Source organism: Nocardia sp. NPDC058058 (assembly GCF_042885355.1).
Lineage (GTDB): Bacteria > Actinomycetota > Actinomycetes > Mycobacteriales > Mycobacteriaceae > Nocardia.
Genome location: NZ_JBHVSA010000001.1, coordinates 2,318,932 through 2,341,339, shown reverse-complemented (window position 1 = coordinate 2,341,339; position 22,408 = coordinate 2,318,932). Strand labels below are relative to the sequence as shown.

Below are 22,408 nucleotides of genomic sequence, written 5' to 3'. Positions count from 1 at the left end.
TCAGCCCGGCAGCTGGAATCGGGCGTCGTGCAGCGCCTTCCACGCGGGACCGGATTTGCGCGGGGCCTGCTGCTCCAGATAGCGGCGCAGCCGCGCCAGATCGTCGGGATCATCCTTGGCGGCGGTACCGGCCAGGCAGTGCACGATATCCGCGCCGTCCCCGGCCTCCCCGCGCAGATACCAGCCGCGCAGTCCGACCGCGTGCGCCACCGACACCGCCTCGGCGGTACTCATCACCGAGGACATTCGATCCAGCGGTGTCCCCGAATCGGTTGCCCCGGTGCGTAATTCGCGGAACGCGGTGACCAGCACCTCCAGCACGTCGCGCGGCGGAGCCTGCGGCACCCCGGACTTGCGCAGCAGCGTCTCGGCCTCGGCCTCGACCAGCGCCAGTTCGGCCGCGAAATCGCCGATGGGGAAGACGGTTTCGAAATTGAACCGCCGCTTGAGTGCCGCGCTCATATCGTTCACTCCGCGATCTCGGGTGTTCGCGGTCGCGATCACATTGAAACCCGCTGTGGCATAGACCATCTCGCCGAGTTCCGGTACCGCCAGCACCCGATCCGAGAGCAACGAGAGAATCGAGTCCTGCACCTCGAGCGGGCAGCGGGTGATCTCTTCGAATCGCACCACCTTGCCGTCGCGCATACCCCGCAGCATGGGTGCGGGCACGATGGACCGCTCCGATGGCCCCTCGGACACCAGCAGCGCGTAATTCCAGCCGTACCGGATCTGATCCTCGGTGGTGGCCGCGCCACCCTGAATGGTCAGGGTGGAGTCACCCGATATCGCCGCCGAAAGCAATTCCGACAGCAGCGATTTCGCGGTGCCCGGCTCACCGGTGAGCAGCAGCCCGCGCGTGGTGGCCAGGCTCACCAGCGCCCGATCCACCAGAGAGGCGTCACCGACGAACTTATTGGCGATCCCCAGCTCGGCATCCCCGACGATGAACCGCTTGGCCGCGTCCACGCTCAGCGCCCACCCGGGCGGCTTGGGTGCGGTATCGGCCGCGCGCAGCCGCTCCAGATCCCGCGCCCAGCGCAGTTCGGCGGGCGGGCGCTGCATATGTTCGGTGCTGGTCACTATGTCCCCTGGTGCGTATGGCGATCGGCCCGACTGTATCGAGCCGGTCCGGAAGGTGTGATAACGGCGGGTGGTCCGGAACTATCCGGCGGCGTGCCGCAGCCAGGCGAGATCGCGCAGCATCTCCGATGCGGTGACCGGGTCCAGTTCGCCGAAGGTGGGTTCGACCCCGCCGCGTCCTCTCCGGTAGAGGCGGACGTCGAAGGTCTGATCACCGCGCGGATCCCAGCTGGCGATGCCGGGCGATGTCAGGACCTGGAGGAAACGCTCACCGGGGAGCGGTTTCTCGAAATCGTAGAGGTGGCCGCCATCGCCGACCTGCGGCTGCGACCAGCCGCGCGCGGTGAGCCCGAGGAATCGGGTGCCGTCGACCTTCGTGCCGTCGCCGGGAATCGCGGACACCCCGCGCAGTGCCTCGGGCAGGGTGTAGGTCTCCCTGGACAGCTGCGGAAACGGTTGCAGTAGTTCGTAATCGGCGAACACCTCGGCCCACGCCCGGTTGTCGTCCGCGAAGTGCAGAGGATGAGCGACACCGAGTATCGCGTCCTCGGCGATCGTCACCGCCTCGTCGACGTGATCGGCGAAACTGCGATCCTCCGCGATCCGGAAGGTCGATATCGGCATCCCGTCCTGGTACACGCCCCATACGACGCGCCGGGTGATATGCCAGCGCAGCGGGTGCGCGATGAACAGCTCACGTAGTTCGGCGACGGTGAATCGCCGCTGCGTCACCATGGCGCGTTCCAATCGGGCGATCTGATCCGCCGCCAGCGCGCGGGCATCCTTCTTGATTTTCCGGAAGGTCTTGTGCGCCTGCTCGGCTCGCTCCGCATCGTCGTTGACACCGGCCTTGGGCAGTGTCTTGATCGTTTTGCCGTCGCCGGTGGTGAGCGTGGGGCGCAACTGCTCATCGAATCCGATGACGAACCGGCGCGGGCCGAAGTCCAATTCGACGGTGCCGTCGGCGCGCAAACCCAGGTCGGGAACCAGTCGGTCCGCCAATTGATCCGGTGTCAGTCCCAGGCGGTCGGCGATCTCGGTGATCCGGCTTTGCGCCGCTTCGCGTACCCGCGCGGACTTGCCCTTCTCGCCGATCGCCCGCAACGCCAGCAGCGCCGCGTCCGAGCCGATTGCGACGAACGTGTCCAGGGCGGGCAGCGCGCGCGGATCCGACTGTCTGCGTACATCCGCGAGCAGCTGTTCCACGGTCGTGTCATCACCGAGTCCGCCCAGCGCCTCGTACACCCAGTAGTGCTTGGTGGGAGCGCCCGCCTGCCACCACTGCCGGTAGACCGCCCAGGCGAATTCGGCGAGGGATCCGGCATCGCACGAATTCTTGACCACCTCGATCCCGGCGTACGGCGCGCCGGGGGTCGACAGCAGCAGCATGGTGAGCAGATTGCGCATCGCGTCGAGCGGTAGCGCGGTGCACGCGCCCGCCGAAATGGGCGGCAGCACGGCGATATTCACCCAGTCGGGCAGTACGGGCAGGCGCGCGGGCAGCACCTCCACGGGATCGGTGGCCAATACCGCTTCGACACCGGCGGTGACCTTCGCACCGTACGTCGCGGCGGCGGTGCGAATGGCCTCGCCGTGCCCGAGTTCGGCGAGCAGTCGCAGCGTGCGCCCGGCTACCCGCCGCGCCTTCATACCCTTGGACAGTGCGTCGGGGATCAGTGCGCGCGAAGCGAATTCGGCGTGCCTGCCGAGGTAGCCGAGCGCCAGGGGGCGCAGCGTACGCCGTTCCAGCCACTGGACGGCCAGTTCCACGGCCGCCGCCGACTCGAACGGCAGGAGCACTTCGCCGATATCGCGGGCCGACCGGCGCGCGATATCCAGCACCAGGGGATAAGCGTCCGTCTCGTAGCGGGCGATCAGGACACGCAGGGTGTCATCGTCATGCCAGGTGTAACTCATTCGGGCCGTGGCCAGTAGCGGGCGTACGTAGTCGGGTTCGGCATTGAGCAGGATGTACAGATCCCACGGGCTCAGCGCCGACGGTCGCAGTTGCCGCAGTTCCTTGCGGAGGTTGTCCGGCGAGGTGATCTCCTCGGCCGCCAGCCACTGCGCGTGCTCACCCGGCAGCCAGGCGCAGCGCACGGTGTCGGGCGCGGTCAAACCCGCGATGACGACCGGTGCGGGCCGGGTGCGCTGCCACGGTGGCGTGGTCAGGATCGCCGGTATGTCGACATGTTGATCGTTCGCCGTGGCGGCGGCAACCGATGCCAATTCGGTGGAGACCAATTCGGCTGTCTGCGTAGGTAACTGCGGCAACAGCTCCGCTGCGAGAGCAGGCGACCGGTGCACCAGTTCGCGCAGGATATCGGCATTGCGGTGCGCGTCGAGCAGTCGCAGCGCGCGCCGGGGGAACCATTCGGCGGCCTGCCTGATCGCGTGCAGTGCGGCGGGGCGGTCGGCGCGCTCGGCCAGAGCGCTGAACGCGGCATCGGTGGGAATCGTGGCAATCGCCTGGGCCACCGGACCTTTGAGCGTGCTCGCCGGTACCTCCGGGTGTTCGAGCCACTCCAGCAGTACCGGCAGCACCTCGAAACCCACGCCGTCGACGACCGTCATCGCCGCGCTCGCCGAATCGACCGCCGCGCCGGGCCACGGATACCAGTGGCTGCTGAATACCTTGTCCAACTGCCGCAGTTGATCCGGCGTATGCGCCGCGTCGACCAGCAGTCGGGCATGGGCCTGCGCGCGGTCGGCGGCGGCCACCTCGTCGATCGCGGTCGCGACCCACTCGTGCTGGGACGGAAGTACATACGCGGCGATGACGCGCGCGTGCCGGTTCAGTGTGCGGAACCGCTCCAGCACCGCGATGACGCCTTCGAGTTCGGCGTGATCGGCCAACCGCGTGCGCAGCGGCGCGAGGGTGCCGCGCAGCGTCTCGAGAGCACCGTCCGACCACGAGTTCGGTTTGCGCCACAGCGGTGCGGTCACCGCGCGCATCAGGGCTTCGGCCGCGAACTCGATGCCGCGGACCTCGAACCAGTAGTCCAGCAGCGCGGTCACCTCCTCGCCGGCGATGCGCCGTTCCTTGGGCGTCGGCCGCACGGACCGCTCGGCCCGGGTGGCGATCAGCGCGCCGGCGAGTTCGGTGGTCAACTCCCAGGTGGCCGTGTCGAATCCGGTGGCGTCGTGGCCGGTAGCCGCCGCGGTGAGTAGATTCCCGATGTGGTGCGCCGTACGATTCGCCGCGAAAGCGGGATCACGGGATTCGAGCCGAAGCAGGGCCGCTTCATAGGATTCGACCGTCAGCGCGCGGGCCTTTGCTGTCACCCCGGGCATATCGATATCGCGATGCTCGGGCGTCGACAGGCCGCCGCGCCGGATTCGCACCAGCTTGCGCAGTGCCTCCGGCGGCGCGAACCGATCCTCGGCCGCCACGGCCTCCCCGCCGTCGCGACCCGGTGCCTCTGCCATGAATTCCCATCCCTTCGAGCTGATTCGAGATCGACTGTAAACACACCCGCCGACAGCCGCCCCGCGCCGGCTGTCTAGCTGGTGAGCCGGACCAGATCGCGGAGCATTTCCGAGATCGCTATCGGATCGAGAACGCTGAACGGGTGGGGCTTCGAATAGTGCAGTCGGTCTTCGTGACCGCGGGTGCCGACGTGGACGTGGGGGAGTTCCTGGGGGTCGTGGTCGGCGGGTGGCATACCCGCGCTCAAGCCGGGATCGATGTCGACGACGACCGAATAGTCCTCGGACACCGGGCGGTAGAAGCAGTGGGAGTTGCCCGCGTCCTGTGGTGACTGGCGTTCCCAGCCGTGCGCGGTCAGGCCCTGGACGGCGGTGGGCGGCACCTTGATTCCGGCGAAGCGGGTGAGGTCGGTGGCGGTGCGCTCGGCGTCGGTGAGGGCGTAGGTGTCGCGGGCTAGTTGTGGGAAGGGTTGCAGGAGTTCGTAATCGGCGAACAGTTCGTTCCATGCGGGGAGGTCAGCGGTCAGGTGCAGCGGGTGGGCTATGCCCAGGCGCAGGTCGTCGGCCGGGGCGAAGTGCTCGTCCCGGAGATCGGCGAGGGTGCGATCCTCGGCGATGCGGAACGCCCGGGTGATCGCGCCTTCGGCGTCGAAGGCCGCCCACACCAGTCGCCGGGTGAGATGCCAGAGCAGGGGGTGGTCGATGAAGAGTTGCCGGTGTTCGGCGATCGTCCAGCGGCGGCCCCGCACCATGGCGTACTCCATGCGCCGAAGCTGTTCGCGAGCAACAGTTTTGACGTCCTTCTTGAGCGTGGTGAACGCCTTGTAGGCGTGCGCGCCCGCCTCCGCGTCATCCTTCGCGCCGGGCTTGGGCAGGCTTTTGCGGCGGGTGCCGTCGGCATCGCTGACGATCGGCGTGAGCGTCTCGTCGAAGGCGATCAGGAATGCGCGCGGGCCGTAGTCCAGTCGCAATGTCCCGTCATCGGCGAGTCCGAGGCGTGGGACCAGGCGGTCGGCGAGTTGTTCGGCGGTCAGGTCGCGGGCCTCGGCGATCTGCTGGATCTTCTCCTGCGCCCGGGTCCGGATGCCCTTGAACTTCACCTTCTCGGCAATGCCGTTGAGCTGCATGAGCGCGAAATCGGTGCCGATGGCGGCCAGTACGTCGAGGCCGTTCACCGCGCGCTGATGCGCGGACTCACCCGGCCAGGCCCGAATGAGCGGGGTGAGGCGGCGCGCGGTGTCGTCATTGCCGAACAGGCCGAGCGCGTGCAGAATCCAGCCATCGGCGGCCGGATAGCCGACGCCGCGCCAGGCTTCCAGGAGCGCCCACGCGAAATCGGCGCGCGTGTACGGGTCGGTGATCTCGCGGACCCGTACCGCGCCCGGGTAGTGACCGTTCGGGCCGTGCATGGCGAGCATGACGCAGACCGCGGCGACCGCCTCGGTGGGTAAGGCGCGACGGTTGCCGGACAGGACCGGGGCGGGCAGGGCGGATGGCAGCAGCCACGCCGGAAGAACAGGTATGCGAGAAGGCAATCGGGACAGCGGATCCGCCGACAGCTCGGCCTCGAACCCGGCCGCCGCCCGATCCCCGAGGTGCGCGGCGGCGGTCAGCAGCGTTGCGCGATAACCGATTCCGGCCAGCATATGCACCGCCTGCCAGGTGAGGGTGCGCTGCTTGCCGGGCTTATCGAGCGCCCCGGCCACCAGATCGGTTGCCGCCGTATCGATATGGCGGCGCAGCCAGCCCAGTGCGACCTCGCGGTGTTTGCGGACGGCCAGCAGTCGAACCATGGCATCGGTGATATCGGCTCCACTGAGCGGCTGTAGCGCATCGACGAGCAGGGCCGGATATATCATTGCCGCCTCGACCACCCGGTCGGCGACGACCGCACCGTACCGGGCCAGAACGCGCTGTGCCACAGCGACATTCGTGCCGATATCGGCGGCGCGCAGCCCCGAGACACGCGGTCCGACCAGATCCTGCGGTGCGTCGGCGAAGATATGCCCGCGGGGCCAGCCGAGCGAATTCGGATTGCCCAGCACCCTGTCGACATAGGCGGGCCATTCCGCACCCCGGTCGTCCCCTCGCGCCGGTTTGGCCAGCCAGCGTTCCCGTTCGCCCGGCTCCCAGCTCACCTCGAGCGGGCGGGTGGAGCGTAGGCCGCGAATCGTGATCGGCTCGGTGGCTCGCGTATCGCGTTCCCACGGCGGGGTTCGAAGGAAGTCCGGCAGTTCCTCGACCGCGCAGATCCCTTCGTGCGGCACCGACCAGGCGTCCTCATCGGCGCGTCGCAATTCACTCATGCTGTCCCTCCCCGGGTTTCGTACTGCGCACCGCTCGCGCGGTGCGGGTTCTCGTATGGTGCCAGCCTCTACGCGGTGAGAATATCCAGCTCCCGCAGCAGTTCCGAGGCGGTGACGGGGTCCAGATCCGCTGGGCGGTGGCGTGCGGGAGCCCCGGGCCAATCGGCTTTTTCGGCTCCCGGCGGTGCGATCACCACCTCGACGATGCGCTGGTCCGGTTGATATTGCAGGCCGAGTGAGGACAGGCCGGGATCGAGCAGGATCGCGGCCGACCGGCCACCCGGAACCGGGCGGGCGATGAACCAGGAGTGCCCGGCATCCTGCGGTTCCTGGCGATACCAGCCGAATCTGGTCATGCCGAGCAGTTTGGCCGGATGCACCACGCGGTCGGTGAATCGTTCGATGCGCGTGGCCGCGCGCTCGGCATCGGTGAGCCGGTACGCGGGCCGGGCCAGCTGTGGGAACGGTTGCAGTAGTTCGTAATCGGAGAATCGTTCGGCCCAGTGCGGCAGTGTGTCGGCCAGGTGCAGTGGATGTGCGATGCCCACGGCGGCATCGGTCGCGAGCGTCACAGGGTTGTCCTGGGCGTCGGCGAAACTGCCGTCCTCGGCGATTCGGAAGGTCAGCGTCGCATCGCCGTCGATCGCGAGCCAGACCAGACGGCGGGCCAGCTGGGTGGTCAGGTGATGGTCGACGAAGAGCTCACGATGCGCTGTCACGGTCCAGCGGCGGCTCTCGATCATGGCGCGTTCGAGCCGCTGGATCTGTTCGGCGGCGACGGCTTTGAGCTCCTTCCGGAAGTCGGCGAACCGCTTGTACGCGGCCGCGGCGAGTACCGGATCGTCCTTGACGCCGGGCTTGGACAGTGTCTTCAGGGATCTGCCCTGTGCGTCGAAGATCAAGGGCCGCAACTGTTCATCGACGCCGATCCGGAATTCCCGGGTGCCGTAGTCCAGTCGTAGCGTGCCGTCGGCGGCGATCCCGAGCTCGGGCATCAGCCGATCGGCGAGCTCATCGGCGGATATGCCCTGTTCTGCGGCGAGCTGTGCGATCTTCGCCTGCGCCTTCGCCCGAATACCCTTGAACTTCACCGTTTCGGCAATGCCGCTGAGCTGCCGCAGCGCGAGTCCGCTGCCGATGGCGGCCAGCACCTCGAGTCCGGCGACGGCGCGGGCGTGCCCGTTCTCGCCCGGCCAGGCGCGGATATACGGTGTCAGCGCCCGGGCGATGTCATCGTCGCCCCAGCGTCCGAGCGCGTGCATGATCCAGCCCTGTGCCGGGGGATACCCTGCCAGTTGCCAGGTTTCGAACAACCCCCAGGCGAAGCGCGCGCGGGAATCCGGCTCCGCCATGGCGGTGAACCGGGTGATCCCGGCGTAATCGCCATCGGGTGAGCACAGCGCCAGCATGGTGCAGACCGTGTGCACCGCCTGCGGCGGCAACGCGGTCCCGCTCTCGCGCAGCACGATCGGCGGCAGTGCGCTGGGCGTAAGCCAGGCGGCGGTGGGCGGGAGTTCCGGTGGCAGGTGCAGGAGCGGGTCGGTGGACAGTTCGGCCTCGAACGCCGATGCGGCATCCCTGCCCAAATCTGCTGCCGCCGAAAGGAATATCTCCCGGTTTCCGGCATTGTCGAATGCGCGCAGCACATTCCAGGCCAGCACGCGGGCCTTACCCGGCTTGCCGAGCGCGCCGACGACCAGATCCGGTGCCGCGACGGCAAGATGCCGTTCGAACCAGGCCTGGGCGGTCGCCCGGCCGCGCTTGGAACTGTAGAGCGGGGTCATGAGAGTGGTGACGGCGGTACCGGTGACCGGCATCAGCACACCCGCATTGTCATAGGGGTACCGCTGTACGGCCTCGACCATCGCCGGGGCGATGTCATCGCCGAAACGTCCCAGCACCCGTCGCATGAGGTCGGTCCAGCCCGAATAGCAGTGTGCGCGCAGGATATCCAGGTGCGGAGTCACGAGCTCCAGCGGTGCCAGCGCGAAGATGTCGATCGGGTTGTACCGCGGCCGACCCTCGCCGGACACCACCTTCGCCAGCGCGCCCGCCCACCCCTCGTGCGGCTCGAAATGCGGTGCGGGCAGCGTCGCCCACTCCTGCTGCTCACCGGGCAGCCAGGCCATGGCGGCGGGGATCGCAGCGGGTGCCCGCTTCAGCACGAAAGGCGTTGCCGCGCTGCCTCCGCGTTCCCACGGCGGCGTGCGGAGCAGCTCCGGCAGGTCCGACATGGCGGCGCACCCGCTCCCTTCCCCGTCGGAGTCCACCTCTACTACGGCGTCAATGACCGACCGGCCTATCGGCGCGTCGACACCGCCTCCCGGGACGGGCGTTGCCGAGTTGATAGGGGGTGAGGACGCCCCGGCGAGACCGCCGGGCGCGCCGCGTTTTCCGGAGGCTACTGCCCCAACGGTGATCGGTGTGGGAGCACCACTTGCGAGCTCGGAAACAGCGCGCGACTCGTGGCCGGTGGCCGCTGCCGTGTGGGGGTATACGAGCGCCAACTGTCGGAGCAACGCGTCAGCGAGTGGAGTTCGCGGGGATGTCGCGGTGAGCAGCCGGTAGGCGCGATTCGGGAAGCGCAAGGTGGCCTCGAGCAGGGCGGCGCGCAGGACCGGGCGGTCGGCGCGCTCAAGTAGGGCGGAATATGCCGTGTCCGTGGGTAATTGGGCCAGCATCGCGCCCAGTTGGCGTTGATCGTCGGTGGGGAGGTAGTAGGCGTCCAGTGCGCCCGCGAGGAATTCGGCGGCGGCGGGGCCGGTGTGCACGAGGGCGCGCATCGCCTCGACCTTGCCGGTGAAGGTGCCGATGTAGAAGCCCGACGGCAGTGGCTCCGGCGGGGTGTCGGCCCCGACCGCGAGGGGGTGTAGGAACCAATACCAGATGAAATCGTGGCGGCTGATCGAGTGCAGATCGTGTGCGAGCCAATCCCGCTGGGACGGAATCAGATACGAGGTCGCGCCGCGCACCGACAGGGTTGCTCCATCGCGGCAGCGGCCGAGACGTTCGAATACCGCGGCGTATTCGTCACCCGGCACCATGCACAGGTGTACCCGCAAGCGCGACAGCAGCTGCATGGCCGCATCGGTGAACGGCCCGTCCGGCTCGATGCGCGCGGCGGCGGGCTGGTACTCGCGATTGACCTTCGTACTGGCGAACGCGATTCCGGCCCAGAGCACCGCGGTCTCGGCCGCCACGACGACCCCGTACTCGCCGATCCACGCGTCGAGTAGGCGGTGCAGGGTCTTCGCCCTGGGATCCGTCTTATCGGCGAGGTAGGCGGCCAGACCACCGAGTACCGCGCGGCCGAGCGGGGTCGCGCTCTCCGGTTCGGCGAGCGCGGCCCGCGCGGCATCGGCCAGGTCCGTGCTCCGGCTGATAGCGGTCGCCTCGACGGCTTTGGCAACGTCCTCGTTGCTAATCCACTTCCGCAGGGCAGCAGGTGCTTTCGGATCCAGGGTGATTGGCGCGATACCGCCGTGACCGCGATACGGCGCGGCCCGGTCCTGCCATTCGCCCGGCACGATCCAGGCGTTCTCGTCGTTGCGTCGAATGGTACTCACGGTTCCCCCGGAATGGCTTCGAACAGCGCGTCGACCGCGCTGCGATAGGTAGTCGGTGTTCGGATCGAACTGTCAGGAATCGGATTCGCGCACAACGAGACCGGCGGTCTGGCCCGCCGAGATCGATGTGATGTCGTCCGAGGTGGGCTCGGCCGTGCATGCTGTGGCGTTGGCCCCGGCGTTCGCCTTGGCCGCGTATTCCGCGTCCTCGGCCAACGCGGCGAAATCGGGTGTGCGCGAAAGGATTGCGAGGTCATCGCGTGTGTAGCGCCGTGCGACCTCGCGCCACCGGTCCGCAGCCGTGCGCAGCAGCGGCGCGGCTTCGGCGGAGCGGCCCAGCCGGTGCAGGACATAGCCGTAGTAGGCGGTGGCCTCGAGCGCGTATTCGCGGTCGGCGCCGGCCCGATAGGCGTGCAGCAGTAGAGGTTCCGCCTCGGCGTACGCGCCACGCTGGGCTTTGAGCTTGCCCGCGAACATGTGGGCCAGACCACCGCTGCCGGGAACCGCGCGCTCGTACCAGCGTTCGGCTTCCTGCCAATCGTGGTGGTGTTCGGACAGCAGTCCCATGGACACCGCGCAATCGGCGTCGCCCAACTCCGCGGCTCTGCGCTGCCAGTGATCACGCTGAGCCGGTTCGGTGAGTTGGTCGTACATCTTCGACAGCGTCTCGGCGGCGAGGGCATTGCCCGCCTCGGCGGCCGGGCGGACCCAGCGCACCATATGCCGGGCGGCGGCCCCGCCCCACGCCCACAGCGTGGATCCGTATTCGTAACCGGCGGCGGTATCGCCCGATTCGGCGCGGCTGAGCCATTCGGGCAGCCGTGCGAAGGCATCGAGTCGATCCGAATGATCCTGACCGCACATCTGCTCGATGGCCGCGAGCTTGCCGGGGACATCCGGATCGTCCGGGTCGATCCGGCCGAACCAGTGCGAGGCCTCGTCGAGGCGGCGCTGGCGCAGACAGAGCACGGCCAGATTCCATTGCGCCGATTCGTGATCCGCCTCGGCGGCCTCGAGATACCAGCGCTCGGCGTCGGCGAGCAGACCCCGGCTCTCCGCGAACAAACCGAGCAGATACGTCGCGCCCGCGTAGCCGAGTTCGCGGGCGCGCAGCAGCAGTGCGCCGATGGGCTCGAACGGTTCCCCGCATTCGTCGAGCGCGATGGCGTGATCGGCCATGGCGGCGGTATCGCCGAGTTCCGCGGCGCGGCGGTAGTGCCGCTCGAACTCGGGCAACAGCCCCGGATAATCCTTCAACCGACCGCGTATCTCGTTGAGCGCGTGCCGGGGCTCCGCGGCCTCCTCGGCGTCGCTCGCCTCCGCGAGATCGGCGGCCGCCGCGTCCAGATCCGCGCGCAAGCCCTCGAAGAGCCGCACCGGGCGGAAGACCGCGATATCGCCCAGCTCCGCACCCGCCATGAGGAATTCCACGGCCTCGGTTAACCTGCCCTGGGCCGCGAGGATTTTCCCGGCCTCGATCTTGCAGTCGAGGCTGCCGAGGCTCGCACCGTGCCGGAACCATTCGGCGGCTTCGGGATCGCGGTCCTCCTGGAGCAGCACCGCGAGACCGTACGCGCAGCCGCGATCGCGTTGTGCGCCCTCGCGGTACAGTCGCTCGGCCGCGGCGCGATCGCCGCGGATCTTGCGGTAGCGCGCCAGGGTGTAGGCGGCGAACGCGTCGGAGCGGGCCCGTTCCCAGTACGGAATGGCCTCATCGATCAGGCCTGCGGCGACGAAGGCCTCGGTCAGACGACGAACGGACTCGGTATCCCCGGCGGTTGCGGCGGTGACGAGTGCTTCGCCCCGATCTGTGAAATTGTCCGACATGTCCGAAATCCTGCCAGGCGTCCAGGTGTGGTGATCAGCCGGTGACGAGGGCATTCAACTCTCGCAGCACCTCGGAGGCGGTGATCGGCGACAGGTCGGCGAACACGTGCGGGGAATCGTTTCGCACCCAATAGTCTTCGTGACCGGTGGTGGCGAGCCGCACGGTGATCTTCTGCTGATCGAACTCCATCGCCTCACCGGCGATGATGCCCGGCTCCATATCGATGACCATGGAGCGGTTGTCGCCGAGGACGCGGAAGACCTCGCAGGACACGCCGCCGTCGGCGGGCGCACCGCGCTCCCAGCCGAAACGGCTCAGGCCCAGCAGTTTTCCGGTGGGGATGATCAGGTCCTGGAAGCGGGGGAGGGTGCCGCGGTCGACCTCGTCCGCGTCGAAGGCGTAGGTCTCGCGCTGTAGCTGCGGGAAGGGTTGCAGAATTTCGTAATCGGCGAACACCTCGCCCCACGCGCCGAGATCGTCGCCCAGATGCAAAGGGTGCGCCAGGCCCACGACGGTCTCGTCCGCGAGGGTTACCGGGTCGTCGGCGGAATCGGCGCGGGTGCGGTCTTCGGCGATGCGGAATGATCGGGTGACAGCGTCGTTTTCGCCGAAGGTCGCCCACACCAGGCGGCGGGTGAGATGCCACAGCAGCGGGTGTGCCACGAACAGGCGATGATGCTCCTCGGCGGTCCAGCGACGGCCGAGCACCATGGCGCGCTCGAAGCGCCGGATCTGGTCGGCGGCAGCCGATTTCACCTCCTTCTTCAAGAGGCCGAAGGATTTGTAGGCCGCGGTCGCCTGTTCGGCGTCGTCCTTGACACCCGGTTTGGGCAGCGATTTGCGCAGCGCGGTGGCCTGCCAGCTCCCGTCGGCATCCCGAATCGCATCGGACACAGTGGGTTTGAGCTGTTCGTCGAAGCCGATGAGGAAGCCGCGCGGACCGTAGTCAAGTGCGAGCGTGCCGCGTGCGTCCAAGCCGAAGTCCGGGACCAGACGATCCGCCAGCTGCTCCGGGGTCAGCTCCAGGGTCTCGGCGACCTCGGCGATCTTCTCCTGCGCCTTGGTCTTGAGCCCCTTGAACTTCGCCTTCTCGGCAATGCCGTGCAGCTGCATGAGCGCCACATCGGTGCCCAGCGCGGTGAGGATGTCGAGCCCGGAAACCGCACGGGCATGGGCGGATTGGCCCGGCCAATTGCGGATCATCGGGCCGAGCCTGCGGGCGGTCTCGTCATTGCCGAGCAGACCCAGCGCGTGCAGCGCCCAGGAATCCTTCGAGGGATATCCGGCGAAGCGCCAGGCTTCGAAGACGCCCCAGGCGAATTCGGCCAGCGACTCCGGATCGGTGGCAGCGACCACCTGGGCCACACCCGCGTAATCGCCATTCGCGCCGGACATGGCGAGCATCGTGCACACGTGCAGGGCGTCGGACGCGGAGAAGAAGGTGGCGGCATCGCGCGGCGCGGAACCGCCGTCGCTGCGCAGTGCCAGTGCGGGAAGCTGTTCCGGCACCAGCCAATCCGGTGTCACCGGGATCCTCGGCGGCAACTGGTGCAGCGGATTCGCCTCCAGCACGGCGGTGATCGCCTCGGCCACCCGATCGCCGAGAGCCAGTGCGGCACTGTCCACCGCGTCACGATGACCCCGCTCGGCCAGCAGGCGCAGCGCGTTCTCGGCATGGCGGCGATCCTTACCCGGTTTGCCCAGTGCGGTGCCGATGATCGTCGGCAGCGCCGTCGTGTGATTGCGATCCAGCCAGGCCAGTGCGGTCGGGCGGGAGTTTTTCCCATCGAGCCTGCGGATCGTCGTCAGGGTCACCGCGCTACCGGTGATCGGGGCCAGCAGATACGCCAGTCCCTGCGTATCCTGTTGCACCGCACGCAGTACGAACGGCAGGGCGTCCATGCCGAAGCGGGCCAGAATGCGGCGCAGCGCGTGCTCGACCGTGTAATACCGGTCGAGTTTGGTCGTGGCCAGATAGGGCCGGGCCAGCTCCTCGGGGGCGAGGGCGAGCATGCGCATCAGATCGCCGTGATTCTGCACCACCGCGCGGGCGAGACTGGCCGCCCAATCGGTGTGGTACGGGCGATAGACCGTGACCTCCGTGGCCGCCCACTCGGCCTGTTCGCCCGGAAGCCAGGCCAGCCCGTGCGGAATCGACTGTGCCAGTTCGGGAAAGCTGACCGTCTTGGATTTCGCCCGGGCCTCGCGCCACGGCAGGGCGCGCAGCACCTCGGGGAGTTCGGCCGGTGCGGCGGTGCGCAGCCGATCGGTATCGAGGAACCCGGTGCCCTCCGGGAGCTGGGCGCCCAGTGCCGGGCGGAGCGCGGCCAGGGTGCGCAGAATATGGCGGGCCATACCGGATTTGGGTGCGATCGGACCCAGCAGGCGCAGCGCGCGCCGCGGATAGCGCAGCGACGCTTCCAGCAGCGCCGGTGGGATGAAGCGCTGCTCGATTCGCGATGCGAGCGCCGAGAACGCCGCATCGGTGGGGAAGCGGGCCAGAATGGCCGCCAGTTTCGCCACGTAGTCACCGCTGAGCTCACGGTCGCGCAGCATTCGATCGATCGCACCGGCGCATTCGGGACCGAAACGCGCCAGCGCGGTTTCCCAGAGTCCGTGCTGTGAGCTGTAGATGAACGCGCTGGCGGGGAACGCGCCGACGAGACGTTCGAAATCCGCGTAGGCGTGCACGGATCCGATCAGGATCAGGAAACGGCTGTTGTAGTCGAGGACGTGGTTTGTGAGCTCGTCCAGATCCGCTCGCACCCAATGCTGTTCGGTGGGGAGCAGATACGACGCGGCAATGCGAATCGCCAAACCACCCGGCGCGGAACGCAATGCGTCGATCGCGGCCACCGCCGCACGGTAATCCTGTTCGGATGCGTCCGCGAGCAGGGCGCGTACGCGGCGCAGGTTCTCCGGAGCATCGGACCTGCCCGGATCACCGGACGAGCCGCGGCTGATTCGATAGCGGTAGGTGTTGTTGGACCGGTCCCATTCGCCATCGCGGATCAGCCCGGCGTGCAGGACCGCGGCTTCGGCCGCGAAAACCAGGCCGTGCTGAAGCACCCAGGCATCAGCGACCGCGGGTGTGCCGTACTCCGCGATCTCGAGCGCGAGCGACAATGCCGCCGCGCCGAGCGGAGAACAGGTCGCGAAGTCGGCTACCGCCGCCGCGCCGGCCCGCGCCAACTCGGGATCCGGATGCGAGTTTCCCAGGGTATCGCGAACCGAATCCTGATGGGCGGCAAGCCTTTCGGCCTGATCGGCGATCGCCGTCGCCGACACCGGCAGTGGCTCGCGCCGTGGCCCGTGGCCGCGCACGGGCAGCGACCGCGCCCACCATTCATCCGGCACCACCCAGTGGTCCTCATCAAGGTGGGCGGCGGTGGCGGTGTAAGCGGAGTCGAGCATAATCCCCCGAATCGTGGAGCGTTTGACGCAGCGACTGTAACCAGAGGCTCCGACAGGGATTCGGGGGAGCGGCGGTCGGGGGCTCGATCCACTGCGAACCGAGCCCACCGCACCGGTTTCGCGGTTATTTCCCGGCCGCGCGGGCCAATTCCTCCGGGTAGCGGGCACCGGCGACGGCGCTCGCCGGGGCGGCGGCCTCGATGCGCGCCACATCCTCCGGGGTGAGGCTGATCTCGGCCGCGGCCACATTCTGCTCCAGGTAGGTGCGGCGCTTGGTGCCCGGAATCGGCACCACGTCCGCGCCCTGGTTCAGCACCCAGGCGAGCGCCAATTGCCCTGCGGTGAGGCCCTTTTCCTCGGCGAGCTCGCGCAGTGCGGCGACGATCGCGAGATTGCTGTCGAGATTGCCGTCGGCGAACCGCGGGAGGCGGCGGCGCATGTCATCGGCGGGCAGATCCTCGGTGGAGGTGATCGCGCCAGTGAGGAAGCCGCGACCCAGCGGCGAGAACGGCACGATGCCGATCCCCAATTCCCGTGCGGTGGGCAGGATCTCGTCCTCGATACCGCGAGTCCACAGCGACCATTCACTCTGCAGCGCGGTCACCGGATGCACCGCGTGCGCCTTGCGAATGGTGTCCGCCGACGCCTCGGAAATCCCGAGGTACCGCACCTTGCCCGCCTGCACCAGCTCCGACAGCGCGCCCCAGGTCTCCTCGATCGGCACATTCGGATCCACCCGATGCTGGTAGTACAGATCGATGTAATCCACCCCCAGCCGCCGCAGCGAAGCATCGCAACTCTGCTTCACATACTCCGCATCCCCCCGCGCTCCCATCGAGCCACCCTCACCCCACACGATCCCGAACTTGGTGGCCAGCACCACCTGATCCCGGCGATCCGCGATAGCCCGCCCCACCAACTCCTCATTGGTCTCGGGCCCATACACATTCGCCGTATCAAGCAGGGTCACCCCCAGCTCCAGCGCCCGATGAATAGTCGCGATCGACTCGGTGTCACTATCGCGCACCCCATACGCCTGACTCATCCCCATGCACCCGAGCCCCTCGGCCCCCACCGTCAGTTCCCCGAGCTTCCTGGTCCCGATCATGCCCAACTCCTCCTCGATCAAGCTCGAATCCGGGCCGCAACCCGCTCGAAAACGAACCTACGACCTGGAGCGCACTCCAAGTCAACCCACCGAGCCGGACTCGGCCGAATCGAATCGCCCCGCCCCCACCGCTGTCACGAACACATCCCACTGCACCGCCGCGAACACCAGCGCGGGCTCGGCCGGGCGCTTGCTGTCTCGCACACCAACCGCATCGCCGAGGAACGCGACCTCGACACACTCTTTCGAGGCGCCCTTGCCTCCAAAGCCCGCAGATTCTTCTGACCACAACCTGACCACGCGGCTGCGGTCAGTGGCATTCCCAATGGACGTGGACGTCCGTGAAGTCTTGGGCGGCAAGGGCTTTGGAATCTATGAAGCAGTAGAGCATGCCGTAGTCGCCCCAGCCCATTCTGATATCGAGGTCGGTGTCGAACTGGGTCAGCAGGATTTGGGCCGAGGTCGGTGGGTGGTCCGGGTGGAAGTGGCGTTCGGCGGCGGTGCCGGGCAGGATGCCGTCATCGCGATTGCCTTGGATCTCCTCGGCCCACCCGCCCAATTGATGTTTCGACCAGGAGCGGCTGAAGCCGTCGCCGAACGCCCGCAACTGTTCGTAGGCCGCATCGTCGTAGTCGCCGTTGTCGAACAGGTACTCCTCCAGCCATTCGAGCGGAGGCATGGTCGGCACCACCGCGTAGGTCATGGGAACCCGCCGAATGATCCGGTCTGCTTCGAGCAGATCCGGTGGTAGCGGAGCTTCCCGCAGCACCGCGTCCGCCGGAAAGTACCGGAACGCCCCGGACCACCCCTGCATATCGCCGAACACCGAAATCCGCCCCGAGGCAGGAAGATTGAGATCCAACCCCGGCAGCGTGGCGAGATCGATGGTCGCCACATGCTCGTAGTGTCCGTCGTCGTCGCCGGGCCAGTCGACGCCCTCCGGTAGCTCGGGCAGCCCCCCGAAGTATCCGATCACCGCATCACCCTCGCCCGCGTGGCGCAATCGCAATGCCTGCCGAATCGAAAGTTCGAACGCCGCATGCAGTTCCGAGGGGATTCGCAGTCGCATCTCGCCGTAGATATCAAGCTCACTCACCCCGACATCCTGCCGGAAGGTTGAGCAACCCTGCCGATATACACGGAGGTGGTTAGGCTTCGCGACAGCGTTCACCCTGATTACGCCCGGGGGTGAATCACCCGCTGGTATTACCCCCGGCTCGCTCTCCCGAGTGATGTGCGCCGGTAGCGGCCCGGCTTACCTTCTGGCACATGGACTTCGAGTACATCGTAGAAACGGTGGCCACGAATTCGGAATGGGCGATCTATGTCCTGCTCGTGGTCGACATCGGCGCGTTCCTGATCAGCAGGCGCAGGGGGCGGCATCCGGAGCGGCGGGGCTACGGGGTCAAGGACACCCTCACGAATCTGACCCTCGGGCTGGCCAACGGCTTCATCCTGCGATTCACCGAGGTGCTCGGCGGTGCGGCCATGGTCGTGGTCGCCGCCGCCATCACCCCGCTGCACTGGCAGCCCGGCGGCATCGGCTGGCTGATCGTCATCATGATGGCCGACCTGGCCTACTACTGGGAACACCGCACCGCACACCGGGTCCGGCTGTTCTGGGCCACGCACAGCGTCCACCACTCCAGCGAGCACTTCAACCTCACCACCGCCAACCGCCTCGGCTTCGTCGGCGCGATGGACCTGCTCGGCCAGCTCTGGTACGTCCCCATGGCCCTGCTCGGCGTCCCCGTCTACTCCATCCTGCTCGCCAAAGCGGTAACCATCCTCTACCAGGTCCCCCTGCACACCGAACGCGTCAACCGCCTCTGGTCACCCCTGGAATACCTCTTCAACACTCCCTCCCACCACCGAGTCCACCACGGCGCCAACAACCCCTACCTCGACAAGAACTTCGGCGGCGTCTTCATGCTCTGGGACCGCCTCTTCGGCACCTACGCCCCCGAACTCGAACGAGTCGACTTCGGCCTCACCCACCAAATCTCCACCCACAACCCCCTCAAGGTCTACACCCACGAAATCCGTTCCCTCATAACCGATGTCCGCACCGCCACCACCTGGCGCAACCGCGCCGGCTACCTCTTCGGCCCACCCGGCTGGCAGCCACGAGCCGCTACACGCGCAGCCGAGAGCGACGTTCGAGTAGAGCCATAGCGATGGTCGGCACGATGGCGAACACGGCTGCGGCCAGCACCCAGGCGAACGTGGTACCGAAGGCCGCGGCCTGCACCGACGACTGAATGCCGCTGTCCCGCAGCTGATCACCGAGCACCGTCACGAACACGGCGGTCCCGATCGAACCACCCAGCCGCTGCATGATGTTGAGCTGCGGTGTGGCATCACTGATTTGACTCGGGCTCAACCCGCGAAGGGCGACCGTCATCGCGGGCATCGCCGCCAAGCCGATGCCCACCCCGCGCATCACCATCGACACACCGAGTAGCCAATACGGCGTGGTATCGGTGATCAGCAGGAACGGCACGGTCGCCGCCACCCCGATCATGCTGCCGATTACGCAGATCATGCTGCCGATGCGATCGAAGATGCGACTCGATGCCGCCATCGCGACCGCCGCGCCCAATCCCTGCGGCGCCAGCAGCATCCCGGTGTGCGCCGGATCCTGGCCTCGAACCGACTGGAAGTACAAGGGCAGCAACACCATTGCGCCGAAAGTAGCCGCGCCGATGAGGAAGGTGGTCAGCGCGGCCGAGCTGAACAGCGCATCGCGATACAGCCGCAGATCCAGCAGTGGATGGGGAATCCGCAGTGCACGCGTCGCGAAAAGGACGATGGCGGCCAGTCCCGCTGTCAGTGGGATGAGCACCCGCACGGTGCCGATGCCGTGCGCACCGATCTCGGTGAGCCCGTAAGTGAGTCCGACCATCCCGGTCGAGGCGAGCATCAGTCCCGGAAGGTCCAGTGGCCCAGCTGAATCCGTCGATGCCGCACGCGGCAGCAACCACAGGCCGAGCGCCAGCCCGGCCGCGCCGATCGGCACATTGATCAAGAAAATCCATGGCCAGCCCGCGTACTCCAGTAGTAACCCGCCGATCGTCGGCCCCACCACCGGGGTGAGCACCATCGGAATGCCCACGGCCGCCATGACTTTCGCCAAGCCTTCCGATCCCGCGGCCGCCACCAGCACCATTTGCCCGGCGGGCAGCATCGCCCCGCCGCCGATTCCCTGCACCACCCGCGCGGCGATCAGCTCACCGGCGGTATCCGACAAACCGCACCAGATCGACGCGATCGTGAAGATCAGCAGTGCGCCGAGGTAGAGCCGCGCCGCCCCCATCCGCCTTGCGGCCCAACCGGTTACGGGCAGCACGGCAGCCTGCGCCAGCAGGTATGCGGTAACCACCCACTGGATGACCGCGAGCGAGCTATTCAGGCTCAGCGACAACGATTTCACAGCGACATTGACGACGGTGGCATCGAGCAGCGACAGGATGGCGCCGATCAGGATGACCACCACGGCTTTTCGGGCGTGTGCGGGAAGTTCGGATTTCGAGGTGGCGCCATTGCGCCGCTTGGAGACTGTCACCCTGGAAGTGTCATCCTGCCGTACAATTGTGTCAACCAAACGGATGATTAATGCATCCATCGGGATACTAGAATCACCTTTCACGTACAGTCATCTCCATGACGGCGACCTCCCGCCCCCGGCGCTCACCCGACCCGCAGGACCGCAGGCGCGATGCCGAACGTTCGCGGCAAGCCCTGCTGAGCGCCGCTCTGGACGAGTTCTCCGAGAAGGGTTTCGACGGCGCGCGGATTCAGGACATCGCGGCGCGCGCCGGGGTGAACAAGCAGCTGATCGCCTACTACTTCGGCGGAAAAGAGAACCTGTACCGCGAGATCCAGCGCAACTGGCAGCAGCGCGAAGCCGCCATGACCGATCCCGCGCTACCGCTGAAACAGGTCGCCGACCGCTACCTGGCCGCCGGATTCGCCGAGCCGCGCGCCGCGCGCCTGATGGCCTGGCACGGTTTGACCGGTGGCGACCCCGAGCTGAATATCGACTCCGCCGACACCGATCTGGACAACCTGCGGCGCGCGCGGGACCGCGGCGAATTCCCCGCCGAGCTCGATCCGGAATTCCTGCGGACCGCGTTGTTGGCCATCGTCTCCGCGCCGGTCATCTTCCCGCAGGCCGCCCAGGGGCCCGGCGGAATCCGGCCCGGCTCACCGGAATTCGAGAACTGGTATCGCGACCAGCTGCGTACGCTGTTGGGCCGCCTCGCCGCGGAGTAGCTCCGTCGGCCCCCCGGCGACACGCCAAGCCTGGTCGTGAGCGACTTCGCCACGAAAAACGGAGAAACCGGACCATAGTGGTGCGATGGGCAATCGGACTGTTGCGGAAGCGTTCGAACCTTTGATGCGGGCGGCGGTGGGGGTGGGGTCGCCGGTGCGGTTCGAATTCTGGGATGGGAGTGTTATCGAGCCGGTGGGGGAGTGTGCGGGGGTGATGCGGGTGCGGTCGAAAGACGCGCTGCGGCATGTGGTTTGGGCACCGGGGGAGTTGGGGGTGGGGCGGGCGTTCGTGTCCGGGGCGGTGGATTTGGAGGGGGATATCTTCGTGCTGTTGCGGGCGTTGAGTTCTACCGCGCCTCGGGATGCTCGGCTCGGGGTTGATGCCGTATGGGAGGCGGTGGGGGCGGCGCGGCGGGTGGGGGCGCTGGGGCGGCGACCGGCGCGGCCGCCGGAGGAGGCGCGGCCGGTGCGGGCGGGGTTGCATACCAAGGGGCGTGATGCGGCGGCCATCAGTCACCACTATGACGTGGGGAACGAGTTCTACGAATTGGTGCTCGGCTCGAGCATGACCTACTCGTGTGCCCGGTTCGCCGGGCCGGGCGATGACGGGCATCAGGCCGCTGATCCAGCCGTTTCGCTGGTGGACGCGCAGCGTGCGAAACACGATCTGATCTGCCGCAAGCTGGGGTTGGACGCGCGGCCCGGAATGCGACTGCTGGATGTCGGATGTGGTTGGGGCGCAATGGCGATGCATGCGGCCGAGGCCTACGGCGCACAGGTCGTGGGCGTCACGATCAGCACCGCGCAGGCCGAATTGGCGCGTAAGCGCGTCGCCGACGCGGGGTTGTCCGCGCGCGTGGAGATCCGGCTCCAGGATTACCGCGACCTGCGGGGCGAGGAGTTCGACGCCATCTCCTCGATCGGCATGTTCGAACACGTGGGCAGTAAGCGCGCCGCCGAATACTTCACGACGCTGCGCGCGCTGCTGCGACCAGAGGGCAGGCTACTCAATCACGCCATTTCCTCACCGGGCGGATCGGTGATGAACTCCCGGGGATTCGTGGGCCGCTACGTCTTTCCCGACGGCGAACTCATGGATGTGGGCGAGACGATCCTGGCCATGGAACGCGCCGGATTCGAAATCCGCGACGTCGAATCCTTACGCGAGCACTACGCGCTGACCCTGCGCAACTGGGTCGCCAACCTCGAATCCGATTGGGCCCGTGCGGTTTCGCTCACCAGCGAAGGCCGCGCCCGGGTATGGCGGCTCTATATGGCCGCCTCCGCCCTGGGCTTCGAGGACGGCGGCCTCGGCCTGCACCAGGTGCTGGGCGTGGTCCCCACGCCGGAAGGCCGCACCGCCATGCCCGCCACCCGCCGCGCCTGGATCTGAGTCACC

The 22,408-nt window shown here is 67.6% G+C and carries 13 protein-coding genes; 3 read left to right on the top strand and 10 right to left on the bottom strand.

Annotated elements, in window-relative coordinates:
• From ACFVUS_RS10720 to ACFVUS_RS10680, 9 genes are all read right to left on the bottom strand, one after another.
• Positions 1–1,065: an AAA family ATPase gene (locus ACFVUS_RS10720; protein WP_387765487.1), complete on the bottom strand. Its 1,065-nt coding sequence runs from the start codon at positions 1,063–1,065 to the stop codon at positions 1–3.
• A 99-nt stretch (positions 1,066–1,164) separates the two neighbouring features.
• Positions 1,165–4,512, bottom strand: a complete 3,348-nt coding sequence (locus ACFVUS_RS10715) for a DUF4132 domain-containing protein (RefSeq protein ID WP_387763697.1) — start codon at positions 4,510–4,512, stop codon at positions 1,165–1,167.
• Between the two features lie 74 nt (positions 4,513–4,586).
• Positions 4,587–6,818 (bottom strand): DUF4132 domain-containing protein, encoded by a 2,232-nt coding sequence (locus ACFVUS_RS10710; protein ID WP_387763694.1) that lies wholly within the window; start codon positions 6,816–6,818, stop codon positions 4,587–4,589.
• 68 nt (positions 6,819–6,886) lie between these two features.
• Positions 6,887–10,384, bottom strand: a complete 3,498-nt coding sequence (locus ACFVUS_RS10705; protein ID WP_387763691.1) for a DUF4132 domain-containing protein — start codon at positions 10,382–10,384, stop codon at positions 6,887–6,889.
• 72 nt (positions 10,385–10,456) lie between these two features.
• Positions 10,457–12,211: a hypothetical protein gene (locus ACFVUS_RS10700; protein ID WP_387763688.1), complete on the bottom strand. Its 1,755-nt coding sequence runs from the start codon at positions 12,209–12,211 to the stop codon at positions 10,457–10,459.
• A 34-nt stretch (positions 12,212–12,245) separates the two neighbouring features.
• Positions 12,246–15,626, bottom strand: coding sequence for a DUF4132 domain-containing protein (locus ACFVUS_RS10695; protein ID WP_387763685.1), 3,381 nt, complete (start codon positions 15,624–15,626; stop codon positions 12,246–12,248).
• 124 nt (positions 15,627–15,750) lie between these two features.
• A complete protein-coding gene (locus ACFVUS_RS10690; RefSeq protein ID WP_387763682.1) occupies positions 15,751–16,734 on the bottom strand; it encodes an aldo/keto reductase in 984 nt (327 codons plus the stop codon).
• Between the two features lie 81 nt (positions 16,735–16,815).
• Positions 16,816–17,034: a DUF397 domain-containing protein gene (locus ACFVUS_RS10685; RefSeq protein WP_387763679.1), complete on the bottom strand. Its 219-nt coding sequence runs from the start codon at positions 17,032–17,034 to the stop codon at positions 16,816–16,818.
• 10 nt (positions 17,035–17,044) lie between these two features.
• Positions 17,045–17,830 carry a DUF1963 domain-containing protein gene (locus tag ACFVUS_RS10680; protein ID WP_387763676.1) on the bottom strand — a complete coding sequence of 262 codons (786 nt, stop codon included), beginning with the start codon at positions 17,828–17,830 and terminating at the stop codon, positions 17,045–17,047.
• A 173-nt stretch (positions 17,831–18,003) separates the two neighbouring features.
• On the opposite strand from ACFVUS_RS10680, the gene ACFVUS_RS10675 reads away from it, so the two are divergent.
• Positions 18,004–18,909, top strand: a complete 906-nt coding sequence (locus ACFVUS_RS10675; RefSeq protein ID WP_387763673.1) for a sterol desaturase family protein — start codon at positions 18,004–18,006, stop codon at positions 18,907–18,909.
• On the opposite strand, the gene ACFVUS_RS10670 is transcribed toward ACFVUS_RS10675, so the two are convergent.
• Positions 18,869–20,299, bottom strand: coding sequence for a DHA2 family efflux MFS transporter permease subunit (locus ACFVUS_RS10670; RefSeq protein WP_387763670.1), 1,431 nt, complete (start codon positions 20,297–20,299; stop codon positions 18,869–18,871). The genes ACFVUS_RS10675 and ACFVUS_RS10670 overlap by 41 nt on opposite strands.
• A gap of 98 nt (positions 20,300–20,397) precedes the next feature.
• Here ACFVUS_RS10670 and ACFVUS_RS10665 point away from each other — a divergent pair, with 98 nt between their 5' ends.
• Together ACFVUS_RS10665 and ACFVUS_RS10660 are read left to right on the top strand one after the other, a co-directional pair.
• A complete protein-coding gene (locus tag ACFVUS_RS10665) occupies positions 20,398–21,009 on the top strand; it encodes a TetR/AcrR family transcriptional regulator (RefSeq protein ID WP_387763667.1) in 612 nt (203 codons plus the stop codon).
• A gap of 85 nt (positions 21,010–21,094) precedes the next feature.
• Positions 21,095–22,402, top strand: a complete 1,308-nt coding sequence (locus ACFVUS_RS10660; RefSeq protein WP_387763664.1) for a class I SAM-dependent methyltransferase — start codon at positions 21,095–21,097, stop codon at positions 22,400–22,402.
• Positions 22,403–22,408 lie beyond the last annotated feature (6 nt).

Excerpts from the sequence above, each read along its gene's own strand:
- ACFVUS_RS10720 (WP_387765487.1), bottom strand. The coding sequence starts at position 1,065 with ATGCAGCGCCCGCCCGCCGAACTGCGCTGGGCGCGGGATCTGGAGCGG.
- ACFVUS_RS10715 (WP_387763697.1), bottom strand. The coding sequence starts at position 4,512 with ATGGCAGAGGCACCGGGTCGCGACGGCGGGGAGGCCGTGGCGGCCGAG.
- ACFVUS_RS10710 (WP_387763694.1), bottom strand. The coding sequence starts at position 6,818 with ATGAGTGAATTGCGACGCGCCGATGAGGACGCCTGGTCGGTGCCGCAC.
- ACFVUS_RS10700 (WP_387763688.1), bottom strand. The coding sequence starts at position 12,211 with ATGTCGGACAATTTCACAGATCGGGGCGAAGCACTCGTCACCGCCGCA.
- ACFVUS_RS10695 (WP_387763685.1), bottom strand. The coding sequence starts at position 15,626 with ATGCTCGACTCCGCTTACACCGCCACCGCCGCCCACCTTGATGAGGAC.
- ACFVUS_RS10690 (WP_387763682.1), bottom strand. The coding sequence starts at position 16,734 with ATGATCGGGACCAGGAAGCTCGGGGAACTGACGGTGGGGGCCGAGGGG.
- ACFVUS_RS10675 (WP_387763673.1), top strand. The coding sequence starts at position 18,004 with ATGGACTTCGAGTACATCGTAGAAACGGTGGCCACGAATTCGGAATGG.
- ACFVUS_RS10665 (WP_387763667.1), top strand. The coding sequence starts at position 20,398 with ATGACGGCGACCTCCCGCCCCCGGCGCTCACCCGACCCGCAGGACCGC.
- ACFVUS_RS10660 (WP_387763664.1), top strand. The coding sequence starts at position 21,095 with ATGGGCAATCGGACTGTTGCGGAAGCGTTCGAACCTTTGATGCGGGCG.